Below are 18,500 nucleotides of genomic sequence, written 5' to 3' on the forward strand. Positions count from 1 at the left end.
CATTCTGGACCGGCCATCTTCGCCCGACATTTCGCGGCCTAAGACCTCGGGGCTCGAGATTTCTGGCGGCGGCATGACGCGCAGACAGGCGTGGGGTCTTTTCTGGCTCCTCGCAGCTGCCGTCATTGCATGGCTGGTCTTTGCCGTCTGGCCGGACTGGCTGAACGCCATCCTGATTTCCAAGAAGGCATTCGTCAGCGCCATCCTCAACGGCATCACCCTGGCTGGCCTTTATTTCCTGGTCGCCAGCGGCTTTACCCTGATCTTCGGCCTGATGCGCAACGTCAACCTGGCGCATGGCTCGCTCTATCTGCTTGGCGCCTATATCGGCTATGAGGTGGCGAACCGCACCGGCTACTGGCTGCTGGGTGTCGCCGCGGGCTTCATCGTTCTGGCCCTTGTCGGCGTCGTCATGCAGATCTTCGTCTTCCGGCGACTGGAAGGCGACGACCTTCGCCAGACCCTGGTCAGCATCGGTATCTCGATCGTCGCCGCCGACCTGATGCTGGCGGTCTGGGCCGGCGGCACCTATCAGATCCCGGTGCCGGAATGGCTCGACGGTGCACTGACCTTACCGGTGGTCACGGCCGTGCGGTCTAACGGCGTCTCGGTGTTTCTCACCTACCCGCTTTATCGCGTCGTCGTGCTGGCGGCTGCGATCGTTATCGGCATCGGCCTTTGGCTGATGCTGCACAAGACGCGCGTCGGCATGATGGTCCGCGCCGGCGTCGACGACCGCGCCATGCTGTCGGCCTCGGGCGTCAACGTACACGCGGTCTTTGCTATCGTCTTTGCCGTCGGCGCCGGGCTTGCCGGCTTTGCCGGCGTCGTCGGCGGCTCGGCATTGTCGGTTGCGCCCGGCGAGGACGTCCGCTATCTCCTGGCCTCGCTCGTCGTCGTCATCGTCGGCGGCATGGGTTCGATTACCGGTGCTGCAATCGGCGCGCTGCTGATCGGCCTCGCCGAACAGATCGGCCTCGTCTATTTCCCGACCTACGGCATCGTGCTCACCTTCGTCATCATGGTGGTAGTGCTGTCGGTGCGGCCGCAAGGCATCATGGGGAAAGCGCGATGAGCCTGACCGTCGCCGTAGGCGCCGCGCCTCGACAGAACTGGCTGGAGAAGCTCGGCGCCGGTCACATCATCCTTGCCGTAGCATTGGTTCTCTACCCGCTGGTGGCATCCGATTTCTTCCTGACGCAGATCGGCGGTTATTCGCTGATCTTCGGCATGCTCGCACTGTCGCTGATGATGCTGGCCGGCTATGGCGGTATGGTCAGCCTTGCCCAGATCACTGTCGCCGGCATCGCCGCCTATGCCATCGCCATCCTCGGCGAGAACAATTCGAACGTGCTCGGCCTCGGCTGGCCGTGGTGGATCGCAGCACCCTTCGCCATTCTGGCAGCTGCGGTGGCATCGGCGCTGATCGGCTGGATCTCGGTGCGCACCGAAGGCATCTATACCATCATGATCACGTTGGCGATCGCCACCGCGACCTTCTATTTCGCCCAGCAAAACTACGCGATCTTCAACGGCCATTCCGGCTATGCCGGCATTCGCGCGCCGGTGTTCTGGGGCGTCAACTGGCGCGACCCGAAGGCCTTCTATTATCTCTGCCTGGGTTCGGCGGTGCTGTCCTACGCGGGGATACTCTACGGCGCCCGCTCGACCTTCGGCATGACCGTGCAGGCAATCCGCGACAATCCGCGTCGCATGCGCGCGCTCGGCTATCACGTCACCGCACACAAGGTCTTCGCATGGTTCCTGGCTGGAATCATTGCCGGTGTCGCAGGCGTGCTTTTGGTCTGGTTCAATGGGCGCGTTTCACCCGGCACGATCGGCGTCGATGTAGCCATCGACGTGCTGATCATCGCCGTCATCGGCGGTTTGCGCCACCCGATCGGGCCTTTTCTCGGCGCGCTCGTCGTTGTCCTGATGCAGACCTTTGCCATCGACCTTGTCGGAGCCGAGCGTTTCAACACGCTGATCGGGCTGGTGTTCCTGGTGATCGTCTTCATCTCGCCGGATGGAATTCTTGGGTTGTGGGGGAGGATCAGACCGCAGCTAGCTCAGGAGTCCTTGCGTTCCGGTCCGTGACGCCGGAGCGGAATGAACTGCATCAATCAATCAAAGGGAGGAAAAAATGAGAATACATCGACGCACACTGCTTGCGCTGGCGCTTGCCACCGGGCTGACAGCTCCGTCTCTGGCGCTAGCCGCCGACGACACGATCAAGATCGGCCTGCTCGCCACTTTCGAGGGACCGTTCACGGTGCTCGGCGAAGACGGCGAGCGCGGCGCGAAGACGGCGCTCGACGAGGTCAGCGGCATGGTTGCCGGCAAGAAGATCGAAATCGTCAAAGGCTCGTCCGACGCTTCACCTGATAGCGCCGTGCGCGCTGCGCGCAAGCTGGTCGAGCAGGATAGTGTCAAGGTTTTGGTCGGCCCGCTTTCGGGCGATGAGGGCCTCGCCGTCAAGGACTATGCCAAGACCCAGCCGACCGTGACCTTCATCAATGGCACCTCGGCGGCGCAGGACACGACGCTGCGCAATCCGGCGGAAAACTTCTTCCGCTTCTCGACCGACGGCGCGCAGTGGATGGCCGGTCTCGGCACTTATGCCTTCAACGACAAAGGCTACAAGCGGGTCGCTACGGTCGCCGAGGACTATTCTTTCCCGTATACGCAGGTCTTCGGCTTCATGGCCGAGTTCTGCAAGGCAGGCGGCAAGGTGCCGTCCAAATCCTGGGTGCCGATCGGCAACAAGGATTTTTCGTCGGTTATCGCGGCCATTCCCGATGACGTCGATGCAATCTACGTCGCGCTTGGCGGCGCCGACGCCGTGAACTTCCTGACCCAGTATCAGCAGGGCGGCGGCGCGGCCCCCTTGATTGGTGGCTCGATCACCGTCGACCAGACGGTGCTGACCTCGAAGGGCAAGCTGCGCGACGTGCTGGTCGGCACGCCTTCCGCCGGACCAACCGCCGACACCAACGACGCGCCTAGTTGGAAAACTTTCGTCGAAGCCTACAAGAAGCAGCCAGGTGCCTTTCCCTCGCCGTCGCTCTTCGCCCACGGCTATTACGTCAACATGAAGGCGACATTGCTCGGTCTCGAACAGGTCGGCGGCGATGTCTCCGATGGCGGTGCCAAACTGCGTGACGCACTCTCGAAACTGTCTTTCGACACGCCGACCGGCAAGGTGTCACTGGACAAGAACCGCAACGCGATTGCCGACATCTACCTGACCGAGGTGACCGAGGGGCCGGACGGCAATCTTTTGAACAAGCTTGTCAAAGTCGTGTCGCAGGTCAACCAGACGCTGGGCATTCCCGAAGACGAGTTCACCAAGCTTGGGGCTGTCAGCCGCGACAATCCGAGCTGCCCGTAACCGCGTGGCTTGCGAGTATATCCGCCCGTGACCGAAACTCTTGCCGCGAACCGTCTCCAAAGCTCCGGCGCCTTTGCGCTGGAACTCGATGGCGTTGCGCGGCATTTCGGCGCTTTGGTGGCGCTCTCCGGCATTGATATGAGGATCGCGGCTGGCGAGCGGCGCGCGGTTCTCGGCTCTAACGGCGCCGGCAAGACCACGCTGTTCAATGCGGTGACCGGCGATTTCCTGCCGACGGCTGGCCGCATCCGCTTCTTCGGTGAGGACATCACCGACTTGCCGCCGCATGAACGCATCCGGCGGGGCTTGCGGCGGACCTACCAGATCTCGCAGCTGTTCAAAGGCTTGTCGGTTCTCGACTCGATCTTTCTCGCTTGCCGCGGCGTCTCACGCCGACGGTTCTCGCTGCTCCGCCCAAAGGCCACCGACGTCAACATGGTGCAGGCGGAATCGATCCTCAATGCCGTGCATCTCGAGGCCTATCGCGACCTGCTGGTGGCGACACTCAGCCATGGCCAGCAGCGGCAGTTGGAGATCGCGCTGGCGCTGGCCGGCGCGCCACGCTTCATCCTGTTCGACGAGCCGGCGGCCGGCCTGTCGCCGACCGAGCGCCGCGACTTGGTGGCGATCCTCAATGCGCTGCCCAAGCATATCGGCTATATTATCATCGAGCACGATCTGGATGTCGCGCTGCGCGTTTCGGAATATGTGTCGATGATGCACAACGGCCGTCTGTTCAAGGAAGGCACGCCGCAAGAGATCGAGGCCGACCCGGAGGTCCAGGAGATCTATCTCGGGGGCAAGCATGGCTGAGCGCCCCGTTCCCCTCGGCCGAACGCTCCCTTCTGGCCCAGCCTCTTCCGGCAAAATAGGCAAGGCGATCCTCAAAATAGAGGATCTGCAGGTCTATTACGGCGAAAGCCATGCCCTTCAGGGCGTCTCGCTGGCGCTGGAAAGCGGCGTGCTGTCGGTGGTCGGCCGCAACGGCATGGGCAAGTCGACGCTCTGCAACACCATCGTCGGCCTGAAGCGCGCGCGCTCCGGCTCGATCCGCGTCGACGGCCGCGAGATCACTGCGCTCGAACCGCACGAGATCCATCGCCTCGGCGTCGGTTATGTGCCGCAAGGGCGGCGCGTCTGGCCAAGCCTGAGCGTTGATGAGCATCTCCGTCTCGCTGCCGGCAATCGGCGCGATGCGAGTTGGACCGTCGAACGCATCTACCAGACATTTCCGCGCCTCGCCGAGCGCCGCACCAATGGCGGCTCGCAGCTCTCCGGCGGCGAACAGCAGATGCTTGCTATCTCGCGTGCCCTGCTCAGCGACCCGAAGCTGCTGGTCATGGACGAGCCGACCGAAGGCCTTGCGCCGATCATTGTCGACCAGGTTGAGCGGATGCTCGTCACCCTGGCCGAGGAAGGTGAGATGGCGATCCTCGTCATCGAGCAGAATATCGGCGTGGCGACCGCTGTTTCCAACCAGGTCGCCATCATGGTCAACGGCCGCATCAATCGGCTGATGGACGCGGCAGCGCTCGCGGCAGACCGGGAATTGCAGCAACGGCTGCTTGGTGTCGGACGCCATGCCGACGAGACGTCCGTCACGCCGGCAGCCGCGGCACAGGCGAAGGACCAGTTGGCTGAAGTCTACCGCATCGACCGGACGGCTACCGGTTCCGAACCGATGACCCAGAATGGAACCTACCTTCTGGTCACCGAACTGCCCAACCGCTGGAACGTGCCGGTCACGGCCATGCGGCAAGCGGCTATCGAGAAGGCCGCGCCACAGGACGATTTGAAGAAGGTCTTTGCAATTCCTTTCGCCGAACGCATTGGAAGAACAGTGCTCGTCGCGGGCACTTTCGATACCAAGGGCAAGGAGTTGCGGTTCGTCGCCGACCGGCTGAAGTCCCTCGGCATTCCGGTTCGCACCGTCGACCTCTCCACCTCCGGAAAACCGTCGAGCGCCGACGTTCCCGCCATGCAGGTGGCCGGAATGCATATGCGGGGATCGGCGGCCGTTTTCACCAATGATCGCGGCGGCTCGGTGAGCGCTATGGCGGAAGCCTTCGCGCGCTGGATCGAGCGCGAGCCGCGCATTGGCGGCGTCATCTCGGCCGGCGGCTCCGGCGGCACCACGCTGGCAACAGCAGGCATGCGCGTGCTGCCCGTCGGTATCCCCAAACTGATGGTGTCGACCGTGGCAGCCGGCGATGTCGCCAAATATGTCGGCGGCGCGGACATCATGATGTTCCATTCGGTTGCCGACGTTCAGGGGCTGAACTCGATCACCGAACAGGTGCTGTCAAATGCGGCGCATGCGATGGCGGGCATGGTCGCGCAGCTGCCCAATGCCGAAGCCTGGGAAGCCAGGCGCAAGCTGGCGCGCCCGGCTGTCGGCATCACCATGTTCGGTGTCACGACGCCGGCGGTGCAGGCGGTAACCAGGCGGCTCGAAGCCGACTACGACTGTCTCGTGTTCCACGCGACCGGCATCGGCGGACGGGCAATGGAGAACCTCGGCGATTCGCGGCTGCTCTCGGCTTTCCTTGATCTGACTACCACGGAGGTGGCCGACATGATCGTCGGCGGTGTGTTCCCGGCGACTGAAGATCGCTTTGGCGCCGCAATCCGCACCGGCTTGCCCTATGTCGGCTCAACCGGCGCGCTGGACATGGTCAATTTCGGCCCGCGCGACAGCGTGCCGGAGAAATTTCGAAGCCGCAAATTCGTCATCCACAATCCGAACGTCACGCTGATGCGGACAACCCGCGACGAGAACCGCGCCTTCGGCGAATGGATCGGTGCGCGGCTCAATGCCATGAATGGCCCGGTGCGGTTCCTGTTGCCGGAGGGCGGTGTCTCGATGCTCGATGCATCGGGCCAACCATTTCATGATCCGGAAGCCGACAGCGCCCTGTTCGAGGCGATCGAGAAGACCGTTCGCCAGACGCCGCAGCGCCATCTCGAGCGTGTGGGTGCGAACATCAATGACGCGCTCTTCGTCGATGCAGCGGTCAATGCGTTCCGCGCGATCACACCGAAACTGCAGAGGCGAGCATAATGGCTTCGAGCAGGCGCATTTGTAAAATCGGTGCCGGTAGCCTGTGGCTGACCGCATTCTATTTGGGAGGGTAGAAAAGATGGCCGCGCAGACCTTGGGTGCTTTCCTTTTGTGGCTGATCATTGCCGCGATCGTGGTGGTGATCGCCGTCTACATACTGCGATGGCTTTATCGCCGGTCGACCAAAGAGACGGCGTTCGTGCGCACCGGCTTCATGGGCGAGAAGGTGGTGGTAAACGGCGGCGCTTTCGTCATTCCGGTGCTGCACGAGATCACGCCGGTCAACATGAACGTCCTGCGCATCGAAGTGCGCCGCGAGGATGCCTTTGCGCTGATCACCAAGAACCGCATGCGCGTTGATCTGGTCGCAGAGTTCTTCGTCCGTGTCGGCGCCGGCCGCGAGCTGGTCGCAGCCGCCGCCCAGACGCTCGGCCGCCGCACGCTGCAGCCCGACAGCCTGCGCGAATTGCTGGAGGGCAAATTCGCCGGTGCCATGCGCACCGTTGCCGCCCAGATGACGCTGGAAGAGATGCACGAGCTGCGCGGCGACTATGCGGCCAGGGTCCGGCAGCTTGCCTCGGAATCGCTCGCCGCCAACGGGCTGGAGCTGGAGAGCGTCGCCATCGTCGACCTCGACCAGACCAGCCTCGAATATTTCGATCCGTCCAATGCCTTCGACGCCGAAGGCCTCACCCAACTGACGGAATCGATCGAGACGCGCCGCAGGATGCGCAACGAGATCGAGCAGCGCACGCTGGTCGACATCCGCAACCAGAACCTCGACACCCAGCGCAAGGTGCTGGAGATCGACCGCGACACCGAATACGCCCGCCTCGAGCAGGAGCGCGAGGTCGAGATACGTCGCGCCTCGCAGCGCTCCGAACTCGCCAGGGAGCGGGCGATCCGCGACCAGGAGGCCGAGCAGGCGCAACTGTCGGCGCGCGAGGCCGTCGAGAAATCGCGCCTCAACCAGGAGCGCAACATTACCGAGGAGCGCATCAAGAGCGAGGAAGACACGCAGCGCCGCGAGATTGCGCGCCGCCGCGCCCTCGATGAGACGGAAATGAAAATGCGCGAACTGACCGAGCGCGAGCAGATCGCGCTAGAGCTCGCCCTGGAAAAGGCCAGGATCGAACGCGAAGGCACGCAGAGCGAGCTCGAGATCGAGCGCAGGAAAGCCCTCGAAATCGCCGAGCTCGAACGCCAGATCGCGCTGGCGGAAAAGGCATTGGAGGTTACCAGGGCCGAGGCGGAAAAGCGCCGCGCCGAAATTGTCGAGAACCAGGCGACCGAAACAGCGCGGATCGGGCAGGAGCGTGCCATCGACGAGGTCAGGATTGCACGCGAGCGTCACCTCGAGGCGCTGCAGATCGCCAAGCGCCAGGCTTTCGAGGAAGCCGAAATATCGGCCGGCGAAGAGGTCGAGCGCGCTCGCATCACCACCGAGCGCGGCATCGAGGAGGCGCGGCTGATCAAGGACCGCGACATCCGCCAGCTCGGCGTCGAGCGCGACCAGAAGATCGAGATAGCCGAAATCCAGAAGGCCATCGACATCGCCAAAAAGACGCAGGAGCGTTCCTCCGCTATCGCGGCATCCGAGGCGGTGCGCGCCAAGGCCATCCAGGCTGAGGAGCAGGCCTTCACGGCGCGCGAGCGCGAGATCGCCGAGCGCCGCAAGCTGACCGACTTGATCGGTGCGGCTCGCGAGGCCGAGCGCGAGGCCTTGCGCATAACCGCGGCCGCAGATGCCGAGATGAAGGCGGCCAAGAGCCTGGCCGAAGCGCAGAAGATCGCCGCTGTTGCCGCGGCCGAGGCGGAGAAGATCCACGCCCTTGCGGCGGCCCAGCGCTACGAGGTTGATGCCGCCGGCCATCGTCAGCTCAACGAGGCCGACAATCTGCTCTCCAACGAGGCTCGTGCCGGTCGCCTGCGCGGCAAGTTGCTCGACCACATGGAAGGCATCATCCGCGAAAGCGTCAAGCCGATGGAGAAAATCGACGGCATCAAGATCCTGCACGTCGACGGCATCAATGGCGGGCAGGGCGGCAACCGCAACGTCACCGACGAGGTGATCGATTCGGCGCTGCGCTACCGGGTCCAGGCGCCGATGATCGATAATCTGATGAAGGAGATCGGCATCGAGGGCGGCTCGCTCGGCCGCATGACCGACGTGCTGCGCGATGCCAAGGACATATCGAGCCTGACCCGCGACAAGAAAGGCAAAGGCAAGGTCAGCAAGGACGACGATGACGACCGCGACCGCTGACCAGGTCCGGTGGGCGGTGTGCTGTGCGAATGAGTGGCGATGCCTCGGCACCGGCCGCTCGTTCGATGCGGGCGGTGGGGCATGACCAAGGTCTATGTGTCCTCGGTCATCCCTGCGCCGGCTGCGGAAGTCTGGAAGCTCGTGCGCAACTTCAACGGCCTTCCCGCCTGGGCGCCATTCGTTGCGGAGAGCCGCGTCGAACAGAACGCACCGGCCGACCAGATCGGCTGCATCCGCAACTTTGTGCTCAGGGATGGCGGGCGGATTCGCGAAAGATTGCTGGCACTGTCCGACTACGATCTGTCCTGCAGTTACGCTATCCTGGAAAGCCCGATGGCGGTGGAGAATTATATCGCCACACTGTCGCTGACGCCGATCACCGACGGCAATCTCACTCTGGCCGAATGGCAGGCGGAGTTCGACTGTGCGCCTGAGCGCGAAGCAGCACTTATGCATCAGATCGGCACCGGCGTCTTCCAGGCGGCGTTGAGCGCACTCAAGCAGCGCTTCGGGCGCTGACATTCCCGCGATGGTTCAAGTCCGCCAGAGCACCATCATCGATGCGCCTATCGATGATGTCTGGTCGATTCTGCGCGATTTCAACGGCCATGAACGCTGGCACCCGGCGATCTCGTTCAGCGAAATCGAAGGTGGCGACCCGGTCGACGCGGTCGGTTCGGTTCGTCATTTCCGCCTGGCCGATGGCGGCGAGTTGCGCGAACAGCTGCTGGCGCTGTCCGACAAGGACTTTCGGCTCGCCTATTGCCTGCTCGAAGCGCCGCTGCCGCTGATGGGTTATGTCGCATCGATCCAGCTGAAGCCGGTGACCGACGGCAACGCGACCTTCTGGGAATGGCGTTCCGAATTCCATCCACCTACGCACCGCCGCGAGGAACTGGTCAAGCTCGTCTCCGAAGGCATCTATCAGGCCGGCTTCGCGGCTATTCGCAGCCTTTTGCGAGGAAGGGTTCAGCCTGCCCAGGCAAGAGCGCCAACGCCGGCACCTCCGTCAGCCCCGCCGCTGATCCCTTCGCCGGTCTCTTCCGCAACAACATCGTTCGGCCAGTCAGCAACAACCAGGGCTATTGTGGTCGAGCGCTATGGCGGTCCGGAGGTGCTGCAACTGAAGGAGATCGGCTTGCCGCCGCCGGCGCCGAACGAGGTGCGGATCCGCCATACTGTGATCGGCGTCAACTTCATCGACGTCTATTGCCGCACCGGCTATTTCGACCTTTTGCAACCACCGGGCGTGCCTGGCATGGAGGCGGCCGGCGTCGTCGAAGCGGTCGGTTCGGAGATTGCCGGTTTCTCGGTCGGCGACCGCATCGCCTATGCCTGCCCGCCGGTCGGCGCTTATACCGAGCGGCGCAACATGGTGCCCGATCTGCTGGTTCGCCTGTCCGACGATATTCCCGACGAGATTGCGGCCGCGGGGCTGCTCAAGGGCATCAGTGCGAGTTTTTTGCTGCATGATATCCATGCGGTGCAGCCGGGCTCCGTCGTTCTCGTCCATGCCGGCGCCGGCGGCATCGGCCAGCTTCTGGTGCAATGGGCACGCCATCTCGGCGCAACGGTCATTGCAACGGTATCGAGCGACGACAAGGCGCGCATCGTCGAACGCCTCGGTGCCCATCATGTCATCGTCTACTCGCGTGAGAATTTCACTGAGGCCGTCATGCGGCTGACGGGAGGCGTCGGCGCCGATGTGGTCTACGATGCGGTCGGCCAGGATACGTTCGGCGGCTCGCTGGCGGCGCTCCGCATTCGCGGTCACCTCGTCAGTTTCGGTCAGGCGTCAGGGCCGATCGGCAATTGGGACATCGGCCGCTTTGCATCGAAGTCGATCACCGTATCGCGTCCCAACTATGCGCATTACACCGACACGCCGGAAAAACTAGCCCCGCACGTCGAGCGTTTCTTTGCCGCGCTGCGACAGGGCGTCGTCAGGATCGAAGCGCCCAAGCGCTATAACCTATCCGACGCCGGCGAGGCTCACCGCGACCTTGAGGCCAGGCGGACAACAGGCGCATTGGTGCTGGTGCCGTAGCCGACACTCGGTCGAAAACAGATGTTGACAATGTCATCTGTTGTTGCGAAGGCGTTCAGCCTCGAATTTGACGGCCGGGCGGGACAATGGACGACCTTGGAGCACAGGAACAAGCGGTTCTCGACCTCATTGCGGCGAACCCGTTCGCCGGCCAGCAGGACATAGCAACGGCGCTCGGCATCGCCCGCTCGACGGTCGCGGCCCACATCGTGCAACTCGTCAACAAGGGCTACATTCTCGGCCGTGGTTACGTCTTGCCGACGTCCAAGCGCATGGTCTGCGTCGGCGGCGCGGTGCTCGACCGCAAATACCACGCCAAGAAGGATCTGATTTTCGAGACGTCGAACCCGGTCGACGGCTATCGCAGCTTCGGCGGGGTCGCCCGCAACGTCGCCGAAAACCTTGCCCGCCTCGGCGTCGACATAAGCTTCGTCTCGATCGTCGGCGACGATGAAACCGGCCGCTCGCTGGTGCGGCACCTGCGCGATCTTGGCGCTGATGTCAGCCAGGTCATCACCACCACGGAACGGCCGACGGCCGAATATGCGGCGATCCTCGACCGCAACAATGATCTCGTGCTCGGCATTGCCGACATGGAGATCTTCGATCTGTTTTCGTCGTCCTATCTCGACCGCTTCTGGCCGCATCTGGCTTCGGCGACATGGGTGTTCATCGACTGCAATCTGCCGGCTTCGACCATCGCAGCACTGATCTCGCGCAAGCAGGGCGCGCGCTTCAAGCTCGCCGTCGACACGGTCTCGTCGCCGAAATCAGCGCGGCCGCCGAAGGACCTGACCGGCATCGACCTTCTTTTCACCAACCATGACGAGGCCAATACGATGCTCGGCATAACGGATGCCGACAAGCGGCTGACGCCGGAGGAAGCAGCAGCAGCGCTGCGCGCGGCCGGCGCCAGCGCGGTGATCGTAACCGCAGGCGCGCATGGATTTGCCGTTGCGACTGAGAGCGGTGTGACGACCATGCACTCCGTCCCGGCCCAGCCCGTCGACATCACCGGCGCCGGTGACGCGATGATCGCCGGCACTCTGTACAAGGTGCTTTCGGGTGATCCGGTCGCTCATGCCGCGCGCACCGGCGCGCTGCTCGCCACGCTGACCACCGAGAGCGAATCGAGCGTCCACCCCGATCTGTCGCCGCGCTTCCTTGCCGCCGGCACGTACCGCATTCCTGCCTGAAAGCGAGATGATATGAAACCTTCCCTTGTCCACTTGAACGATGAAGTCGCTGCTGCGCTTGATAAAGGCCGCGCGGTGGTGGCGCTGGAATCGACGATCATCACCCACGGCATGCCCTATCCGGCCAATCTGGAGACTGCTCGTGGTGTCGAGACCGTGGTGCGTGAAAACGGCGCTGTGCCCGCCACGATCGCGGTGGTCGCCGGCAAGATTAAGGTTGGCCTCGACGACCGTGAACTGGAAGAGCTGGCAGCGGCAAAGGGCGTGGTCAAGGCTTCCGGGCGCGATCTCGCCGCCATCATGGTGCACGGCGGCTCGGCCGGAACCACCGTCTCGGCGACGATGCGGATCGCGGCACTCGCCGGCATCGGCATTTTTGCGACCGGCGGCGTCGGCGGCGTGCATCGCGGCGCCGAAGCGACTTTCGACATCTCGGCCGACCTGACCGAACTCGGCCAAACCGGCACGACTGTCGTCTGCGCCGGAGTCAAGTCGATCCTCGATATTGCGAAGACGCTGGAATATCTGGAAACCCAGCGTGTGCCGGTGATCGCCTATGGGAGTGATGATTTTCCGGCTTTCTACACCCGCTCCAGCGGGCTCAAGGCCGATCATCGCCTCGATACCCCCGACGAGATCGCGCGAGCCATGCTGCTGCATGACGAGATGGAATCCGGCACCGGCATTCTCGTCGCCAACCCTATCCCCGAAGCGGACGCGCTCGATCCGGCATTCATCGACGGCACGATCGCAGCGGCGGTAGCCGAAGCGGAGCAGCGCGGCATCGGGCGCAAGGAACTGACGCCGTTTCTGCTCGCCCGCATCAACGAGCTTTCGCAAGGCCGCAGCCTGAAGGCCAACATCGCGCTGGTCCGCAACAACGCCGCGCTCGCCGCCCGCATCGCGGTGGTGCATGCGAAATTGAAAGGCGTGACCAGATAGAGGCAGCACCCGGCCAGCGCTACCGGCCTTCGATTTCAGCCCGTCGCAAGGTCGAAGATGCGCCCGGCATTGAGGATGTTGTTCGGGTCGAAGGCTGCTTTCAGGCGCCGCATGGCCGCAATCTCTGCATCGCTGCGCACCAGATGCAGCCACTCCTTCTTGTCAAGGCCGATGCCATGTTCGGCCGAAACGCCGCCGCCGGCGGCGGCCACACCGCGGTAGACGGTGCCGTATGCGGCTGCCGGATCCACCGTGCGGATCTGGTAATGCAGATTGCCATCGCCGAGATGGCCGAAGACGTAGATGTCGGCGCCGGGGTCGACGGCCTTGATGGCGGCTTCTGTTTCGTCCAGGAAAGTCGCCATTCTCGCCAGTGGGATGCTGATATCGACGCCAATCAGGCCTGCCATCGAAAACAGGAAACGGTTGGCCTCCTCCCGCACCGCCCAGAGCGCCCGGAATTCGCGCGGCGATTGCGAGACGACCACGTCGTCGATCACGCCCTCCTCGACCGCCTGCATCAGCGTCGCGGCAAAGCGTTCGCCGTCGCGGTCGGGCTCGCTGCCCTGTATCTCGGCAAGCACATAGACGGGCGAGCCCGCGGGCAGCGGCGCCGGCGCGTCCATGCCGGCGATCATGGCGCCATAGAGCGGGGCGAAATTCACCTCATAGGCCGAGAGCGAGGGCCCGAGTTTCTGCCTGAGCAGCGCCAGCAGCGCGATTGCAGCGTCGAGCGAAGCAAGCGCGCAGAAGGCGTTGATCTCGGTGGCCGGCTTCGGGTGCAGCCGCAGGCATGCGCGGGTGACCACGCCGAGCGTGCCCTCACTGCCGATGAACAATTGGCTGAGGTCATAGCCGGAATTGTCCTTCGCCAAACCCTTGAGCGAGGTCAGGATGCCGCCGTCGGCAAGCACCGCTTCCAGGCCAAGCACCTGCGCCCGGTACATGCCGTAGCGCAGCACGCGGATGCCGCCGGCATTGGTGGCGACATTACCGCCGACGGTCGCCGCGCCGCGCGCTCCGATGTCGACGCCGAACAGTAAGCCGGCCGCATCGGCGGCTTCCTGCACCGTTTGCAGCGGCGCGCCGGCCTCGGCGATGATGGTTGTCGCTTCACGGTCGAGGGCTTCAACGGAAGTCATACACTCCAGCGACAGCACCGCTTCGCCGGGTTGGACGCGAGCGCCGCCGGCGAGCCCGGTCCGGCCACCCTGGATGACAAGCCTCTGTCCGGCCTCGTTGCACAGGCGAAGTATGTCCGACACCTCGCCGGCCGTACGTGGACGCAGCACGAACTCCGGCGATACGCCGGCTTTGCCGTCGGGGTCTTCCCTGTAACGCGGCCCGGCCTCATCGGCCGAAACGATCGCCGACCGGTCCAGCCGCTTCTCCAGCCGCGACAGGAGTTCGCCGGTCAGTGGGGACAGAGCGCTCACGGATGGTGTCGTCATGCGCCGCTCCTGTAACAGGCAGGACGATAGACACGGACTGCTGTTTGTCAAACCCACGCGGGACTGCCAGTCGTGGCCGGCCTTCAGCCTCGACCCTTCAAAAACTCGATCACCATTGCCGCGGTCCAGGTGAAACGGTTACCGCCGAGCGGCTCGCCGCTGAGGGGATCGTAATATTCGGCAAAGCCGCTCTCGGCGATCAGGTCGAGACTGGACTGGGTGATCCGTTGTGCGATTTGGCTGTGGCCGGCGGCGGCAAGGCCATTAGCGATCATGTAGTTGACCACCAGCCAGACCGGGCCGCGCCAGTAGCGCTTGGCGTCGAAGCGCGCATCGCCAGGATCGTGCGAGGGGACGATGTAACGCGCTTTGCCGGCGATGCGCTCGATCGTTGCGGCGATGGCCGCTGCCCGGCTTTCCGGAATAGCCGAAAACACCGGCAGAATGCCGCCGACCGACGCGCTGTCAACGTGCTTTCCGGCCACTCGGTCGAAACAAATGTACTGGCTATGTGTGTCGCTCCACAGCCGTTCCATCGTCGAAAGCCCGTTTTCGGCACGGGCGCGGTTGGCTTTTGCGATTTCGGTTTCGCCAAGTGCCTCGGCGAGATCGGCAAGATCGGCGGCGGAACGGATCAGAATGGCATTGAAGCCGGGATCGACGACCTGGAACGGCGAGGCATCGTGCAGCCTGGCATTATCCCAGCCAAGCCCGCGGAAATGCTGCAGCAGCCAGACATAGCGGTCATACTGTGCCTTGGTTGGACGATGCGCCGGATCGGCGTGCAGGATGTCGCGGCGGGTGTAGGGCTCGACGCCTTCGGTCGGCACGTGCTCAAACGCCTCGTCCCAGTCGATCGAGTTGTCGCGACCGGACTCCCATGGGTGGATTATGGCGACCAGCCCTTCGCCGTTCGGGTCGCGGTTTTCGTAGAACCAGCGGTGCCAGGCATCGATTTTCGGCAGCAACACCCGGGCACGCTCGGCCGCCAGCGTCTTGTCCTTGGCCTGGTCAAACAAGCGGCGCACGGCAAAGCCGGCGACCGCCGGCTGGGTGATGCCCGAGGTGGCGGTCGGGCGGTCCGTCCGCCAGACCTCCGGTCCCGGGAAATAGCCGTCGCTCCAGACATGGAAGACGATGTGCGGTACCATGCCGTCCGGCCACTGGTGGGCGAACAGCGTGTCGATCTCGGTCCAGGCTCGAGCCTCATCGTAGTGGGCAAGACCGAGCGCGGTCAGGCAGGAATCCCAGTTCCACTGGAACGGGTAGAGGCCCTTGGTCGGTATGGTGTAGGTGCCTTGGTCGTTTTCCCTGAGCACCTCTACGGCGCGGGCGATGGTTTCGTCGACAGCAAGAGATATCATGGGGGCGGTCGTACTTTCAGGATCGAAGGGCGTTTGGATCAAAGCGCGTTGGTGGTTTCGGGGTCGAACCAGCGGATGCGGTCGGGTTTGGGCAAGAGCCGCAGGTGATCGCCGACGGCGACCGTGGCATTCGATTCGAGGATGGCGCGGAACAGGCCGCCCTCGACATCGCAGGTGACCAGCGTGTGCGGTCCGAGCGGCTCGACAACGCGCACGGTGGCGTGCAGCCCTTCGGTGCCGGTGTCGACATCCTCGGGGCGAATGGCGAATTCTATCGTCTGCTTGTCCGATTTGGGGCCGGGCAGCGTCAGCCCGGCGACGGTCCAGCTGCCGTCTGCCGCCTTCGTCGCCAGGATGAAATTCATCGGCGGGTTGCCGATGAAGGAGCCGACGAAGCGTGCGGCCGGATTGCGATAGACCTCTACCGGCGAGGCGGCCTGGACGATATGGCCCTGATGCATGACGGCGATGCGGTCGGCGAGGCTCATCGCCTCGACCTGATCGTGAGTGACATAGATGGTGGTGGTCTTGGACGCGGCGAGCACGCCCTTGAGCTCGGCGCGCATTTCGAGCCGCAGCAGCGCATCGAGGTTCGACAGCGGCTCGTCCATCAGGATCACGTCCGGCTCCATCGCAAGTGCCCGAGCGACTGCCACGCGCTGGCGCTGGCCGCCGGAAAGCTGGCCCGAATAGCGCTTCAAAAGCTGCTCGATGTGCATGAGCTCCGCGGTGCGGTTGACGCGCCCCTCGACCTCCTGCTGCGGCAGCTTCTTCATGCGCAGGCCGAAGGCGATGTTCTCGAACACGGTCAGGTGCGGAAACACGGCGTAATTCTGGAACACCATGGCGATGCCGCGTTCGCGCGGCGGCAGATGGTCGACGCGACGGCCGCCGATCCAGACCTCGCCCTGGCTTGGCGTTTCCAGCCCGGCGACGATCCTCAGCAGCGTGGTCTTGCCGCAACCCGAGGCGCCAAGCAGCACCATGAATTCCTGGTCGGCGATGGTCAGGTCGATCGAATGCAGCGCGGTGAAGCCACCGAAACGTTTTGCGACCTGCTTGATGGCGATCTCAGCCATCGGCGTTCTCTTTTGTGCGCGTCATCGGTTGGCGATCCCCCACATGGCGAACAGATATTTGCGAACGGCGAAGATGAAGATCAGCGCCGGGATGACCAGTGCCGCGCCACCGGCGAATTTGAGGTAGAGCGGCGATTCGCCGAGGCTCTGCAGCAGGAAGGCGGTCAGCGTCCGGTTCTCGATGGTGAGCACGGCGGCGGCAAACACTTCGTTCCAGGAGATGGTGAAGGCAAATACCGCCGACGCCGCGATGCCCGGCAGCGCCAGCGGTAGAATGATTTTTCGGAATGCCTGCAATCTCGTGCAGCCGAGCGTCCAGGCCGCTTCCTCCAGCTCGACTGGAATGCCGGAGAAGAGCGAGAACGTGATCAGCACCGCGAATGGCAGCGCCAGCGTGGTGTGGACCAGCGCCAGCCCGATCGCGGTGTCGTCGAGGCCGGTGCGGATGAACATCACCGCCAGCGGTAGCGCCAGCAGCGGCAGTGGGAAGGCGCGGGTCATCAGCACGAGGAAACGGAACGTTTCCTTGCCCGGGAATTCGAAGCGCGACAGCGCGTAGCCCGCGGGTGCGCCGAAGCCGATCGAGAGGAGCATCGTCAGCGTGGCGACGAGAACGGAGTTCCACAGCGCCCTGGCGACGCCGGCGAAATTGATGAAGAAAGAAAGGCTGCCGAAATCGAATGACGGGAAGAAGCGCTTGGGAAAGGCGGTCACCTCTTCCGGCGACGACAGCGCGTTGACGATCAACAGATAGATCGGCAGCAGCACCCAGATGCAAAGCAGGATGACGGTGGCGACCAGCAACCAGTTGCCGGCTTTGCGGGCCTCAGGCGCGGCGATCGACAGCTCCACCGTGCTCATATCCGCGCCTCCTTCGGCACACGCAGCACCCGCAGGAAGAACAGCGTGAAACCGATCGATATGGCGAGGATGAACAGCGCCATGGCGGCGGCGACATTGCGGTCCTGCAGCGTGAACTGCCAATTGTAGGTCTCGCCCATCAGCACCGGCAGATTGGTGCCGCCGAGTGCTGCAACCACCGCAAAGACCTCAAAGGCAAGGATGACGCGCAGGATGATCGCCGTCTGCAGGCTGGGGCGCAGCAGAGGCAGCGTGATCTTGATGAAGCGCTTCCACGGACTAGCGCCAAAAACCTCCGCCGCCTCGTAATATTCCCGGGGGATGAGCCCCATGCCGGCGACCAGAATGACCATCATGATGGCGGTCGCACGCCAGATCTCGGCCAGCGCCACGGCGATGAAGATCGTCAGCTTGCTCTGGTAGCCGAGGAACATGACCGGCCTGTCGATGACGCCGAGATTGGAGAGCAAGGTGTTGAGGAAGCCGGACTGGTCGAAGATGGCGAGCCAGATCAGCCCAGCGGCGAGATCGGAGATGCCGAGCGGAATAGCGAAGATATAAAGCGCGGCGCTGCGCCCGGCCGCAAGTCGCGACACCATCGTTGCCATCAGCAGCGCCATGACCAGCTGGATGGGCACGACGACGGCGCTGAGAAGCAGCGTGTTGCGAACCGTGACCGGAAATTTCCAGCTGCTGGTCATGGTGCGGAAATTGTCGAGCGTAAAGCCGCCGTCGCGGGTGAACGCCTCGAAGGCGACCAGCGCAAACGGATAGAGGAAGAAGACGCAAAGGAACAGCGTCGCCGGCGTCAGCAGCAGATAGGGCAGGGCCTTGCCGTGCAT

At 63.7% G+C, this 18,500-nt stretch carries 15 protein-coding genes; 10 read left to right on the forward strand and 5 right to left on the reverse strand.

The genetic code is table 11. The features are described from left to right. The first annotated feature begins 73 nt into the window (after positions 1 to 73). The 10 genes from NKI01_RS13995 to NKI01_RS14040 all read left to right on the forward strand — a co-directional run bounded on the left by NKI01_RS13995 (position 74) and on the right by NKI01_RS14040 (position 12,903). Entirely contained in the window at positions 74 to 1,075 is a 1,002-nt protein-coding gene (locus NKI01_RS13995; RefSeq protein WP_023716705.1) for a branched-chain amino acid ABC transporter permease, read from the forward strand. After that, positions 1,072 to 2,097 (forward strand): branched-chain amino acid ABC transporter permease, encoded by a 1,026-nt coding sequence (locus NKI01_RS14000; RefSeq protein ID WP_352963571.1) that lies wholly within the window; start codon positions 1,072 to 1,074, stop codon positions 2,095 to 2,097. The genes NKI01_RS13995 and NKI01_RS14000 overlap by 4 nt, the downstream gene beginning before the upstream one ends. 46 nt (positions 2,098 to 2,143) lie before the next feature. After that, entirely contained in the window at positions 2,144 to 3,391 is a 1,248-nt protein-coding gene (locus tag NKI01_RS14005; protein WP_352963574.1) for an ABC transporter substrate-binding protein, read from the forward strand. A gap of 27 nt (positions 3,392 to 3,418) precedes the next feature. Beyond that, a complete protein-coding gene (locus tag NKI01_RS14010) occupies positions 3,419 to 4,204 on the forward strand; it encodes an ABC transporter ATP-binding protein (RefSeq protein ID WP_352493955.1) in 786 nt (261 codons plus the stop codon). Then, positions 4,197 to 6,452 (forward strand): ABC transporter permease, encoded by a 2,256-nt coding sequence (locus NKI01_RS14015; protein ID WP_352963576.1) that lies wholly within the window; start codon positions 4,197 to 4,199, stop codon positions 6,450 to 6,452. Before NKI01_RS14010 ends, NKI01_RS14015 begins: the two co-directional genes overlap by 8 nt. Positions 6,453 to 6,531: 79 nt before the next feature. Continuing rightward, a complete protein-coding gene (locus NKI01_RS14020) occupies positions 6,532 to 8,718 on the forward strand; it encodes a flotillin family protein (protein WP_031193323.1) in 2,187 nt (728 codons plus the stop codon). A gap of 81 nt (positions 8,719 to 8,799) precedes the next feature. Next, positions 8,800 to 9,237, forward strand: a complete 438-nt coding sequence (locus NKI01_RS14025; RefSeq protein WP_352963578.1) for an SRPBCC family protein — start codon at positions 8,800 to 8,802, stop codon at positions 9,235 to 9,237. A gap of 10 nt (positions 9,238 to 9,247) precedes the next feature. Then, positions 9,248 to 10,765 (forward strand): zinc-binding dehydrogenase, encoded by a 1,518-nt coding sequence (locus NKI01_RS14030; RefSeq protein WP_352963580.1) that lies wholly within the window; start codon positions 9,248 to 9,250, stop codon positions 10,763 to 10,765. Positions 10,766 to 10,851: 86 nt separating this feature from the next. After that, positions 10,852 to 11,961, forward strand: a complete 1,110-nt coding sequence (locus NKI01_RS14035; RefSeq protein ID WP_023716713.1) for a carbohydrate kinase — start codon at positions 10,852 to 10,854, stop codon at positions 11,959 to 11,961. A gap of 12 nt (positions 11,962 to 11,973) precedes the next feature. Continuing rightward, a complete protein-coding gene (locus NKI01_RS14040; protein ID WP_352494031.1) occupies positions 11,974 to 12,903 on the forward strand; it encodes a pseudouridine-5'-phosphate glycosidase in 930 nt (309 codons plus the stop codon). A 35-nt stretch (positions 12,904 to 12,938) separates the two neighbouring features. Here NKI01_RS14040 and NKI01_RS14045 read toward each other — a convergent pair whose 3' ends face one another. The 5 genes from NKI01_RS14045 to NKI01_RS14065 all read right to left on the reverse strand — a co-directional run bounded on the left by NKI01_RS14045 (position 12,939) and on the right by NKI01_RS14065 (position 18,500). After that, positions 12,939 to 14,354, reverse strand: coding sequence for an FAD-binding oxidoreductase (locus NKI01_RS14045; protein ID WP_352917879.1), 1,416 nt, complete (start codon positions 14,352 to 14,354; stop codon positions 12,939 to 12,941). A gap of 83 nt (positions 14,355 to 14,437) precedes the next feature. Next, a complete protein-coding gene (locus tag NKI01_RS14050; protein WP_352917880.1) occupies positions 14,438 to 15,718 on the reverse strand; it encodes an amylo-alpha-1,6-glucosidase in 1,281 nt (426 codons plus the stop codon). A 38-nt stretch (positions 15,719 to 15,756) separates the two neighbouring features. Beyond that, a complete protein-coding gene (locus NKI01_RS14055; RefSeq protein ID WP_023716717.1) occupies positions 15,757 to 16,797 on the reverse strand; it encodes an ABC transporter ATP-binding protein in 1,041 nt (346 codons plus the stop codon). 21 nt (positions 16,798 to 16,818) lie between these two features. Then, the gene (locus NKI01_RS14060) at positions 16,819 to 17,658 is read right to left on the reverse strand and encodes a carbohydrate ABC transporter permease (protein WP_352493961.1); all 840 of its coding nucleotides are present in this window, start codon (positions 17,656 to 17,658) and stop codon (positions 16,819 to 16,821) included. Further along, complete coding sequence (locus NKI01_RS14065) at positions 17,655 to 18,500, reverse strand: carbohydrate ABC transporter permease (RefSeq protein WP_023716719.1); 846 nt, start codon at positions 18,498 to 18,500, stop codon at positions 17,655 to 17,657. The genes NKI01_RS14060 and NKI01_RS14065 overlap by 4 nt, the downstream gene beginning before the upstream one ends.

Origin of the sequence: Mesorhizobium sp. M0815 (genome assembly GCF_040319995.1) — a bacterium.
Taxonomy (GTDB): Bacteria; Pseudomonadota; Alphaproteobacteria; order Rhizobiales; family Rhizobiaceae; genus Mesorhizobium.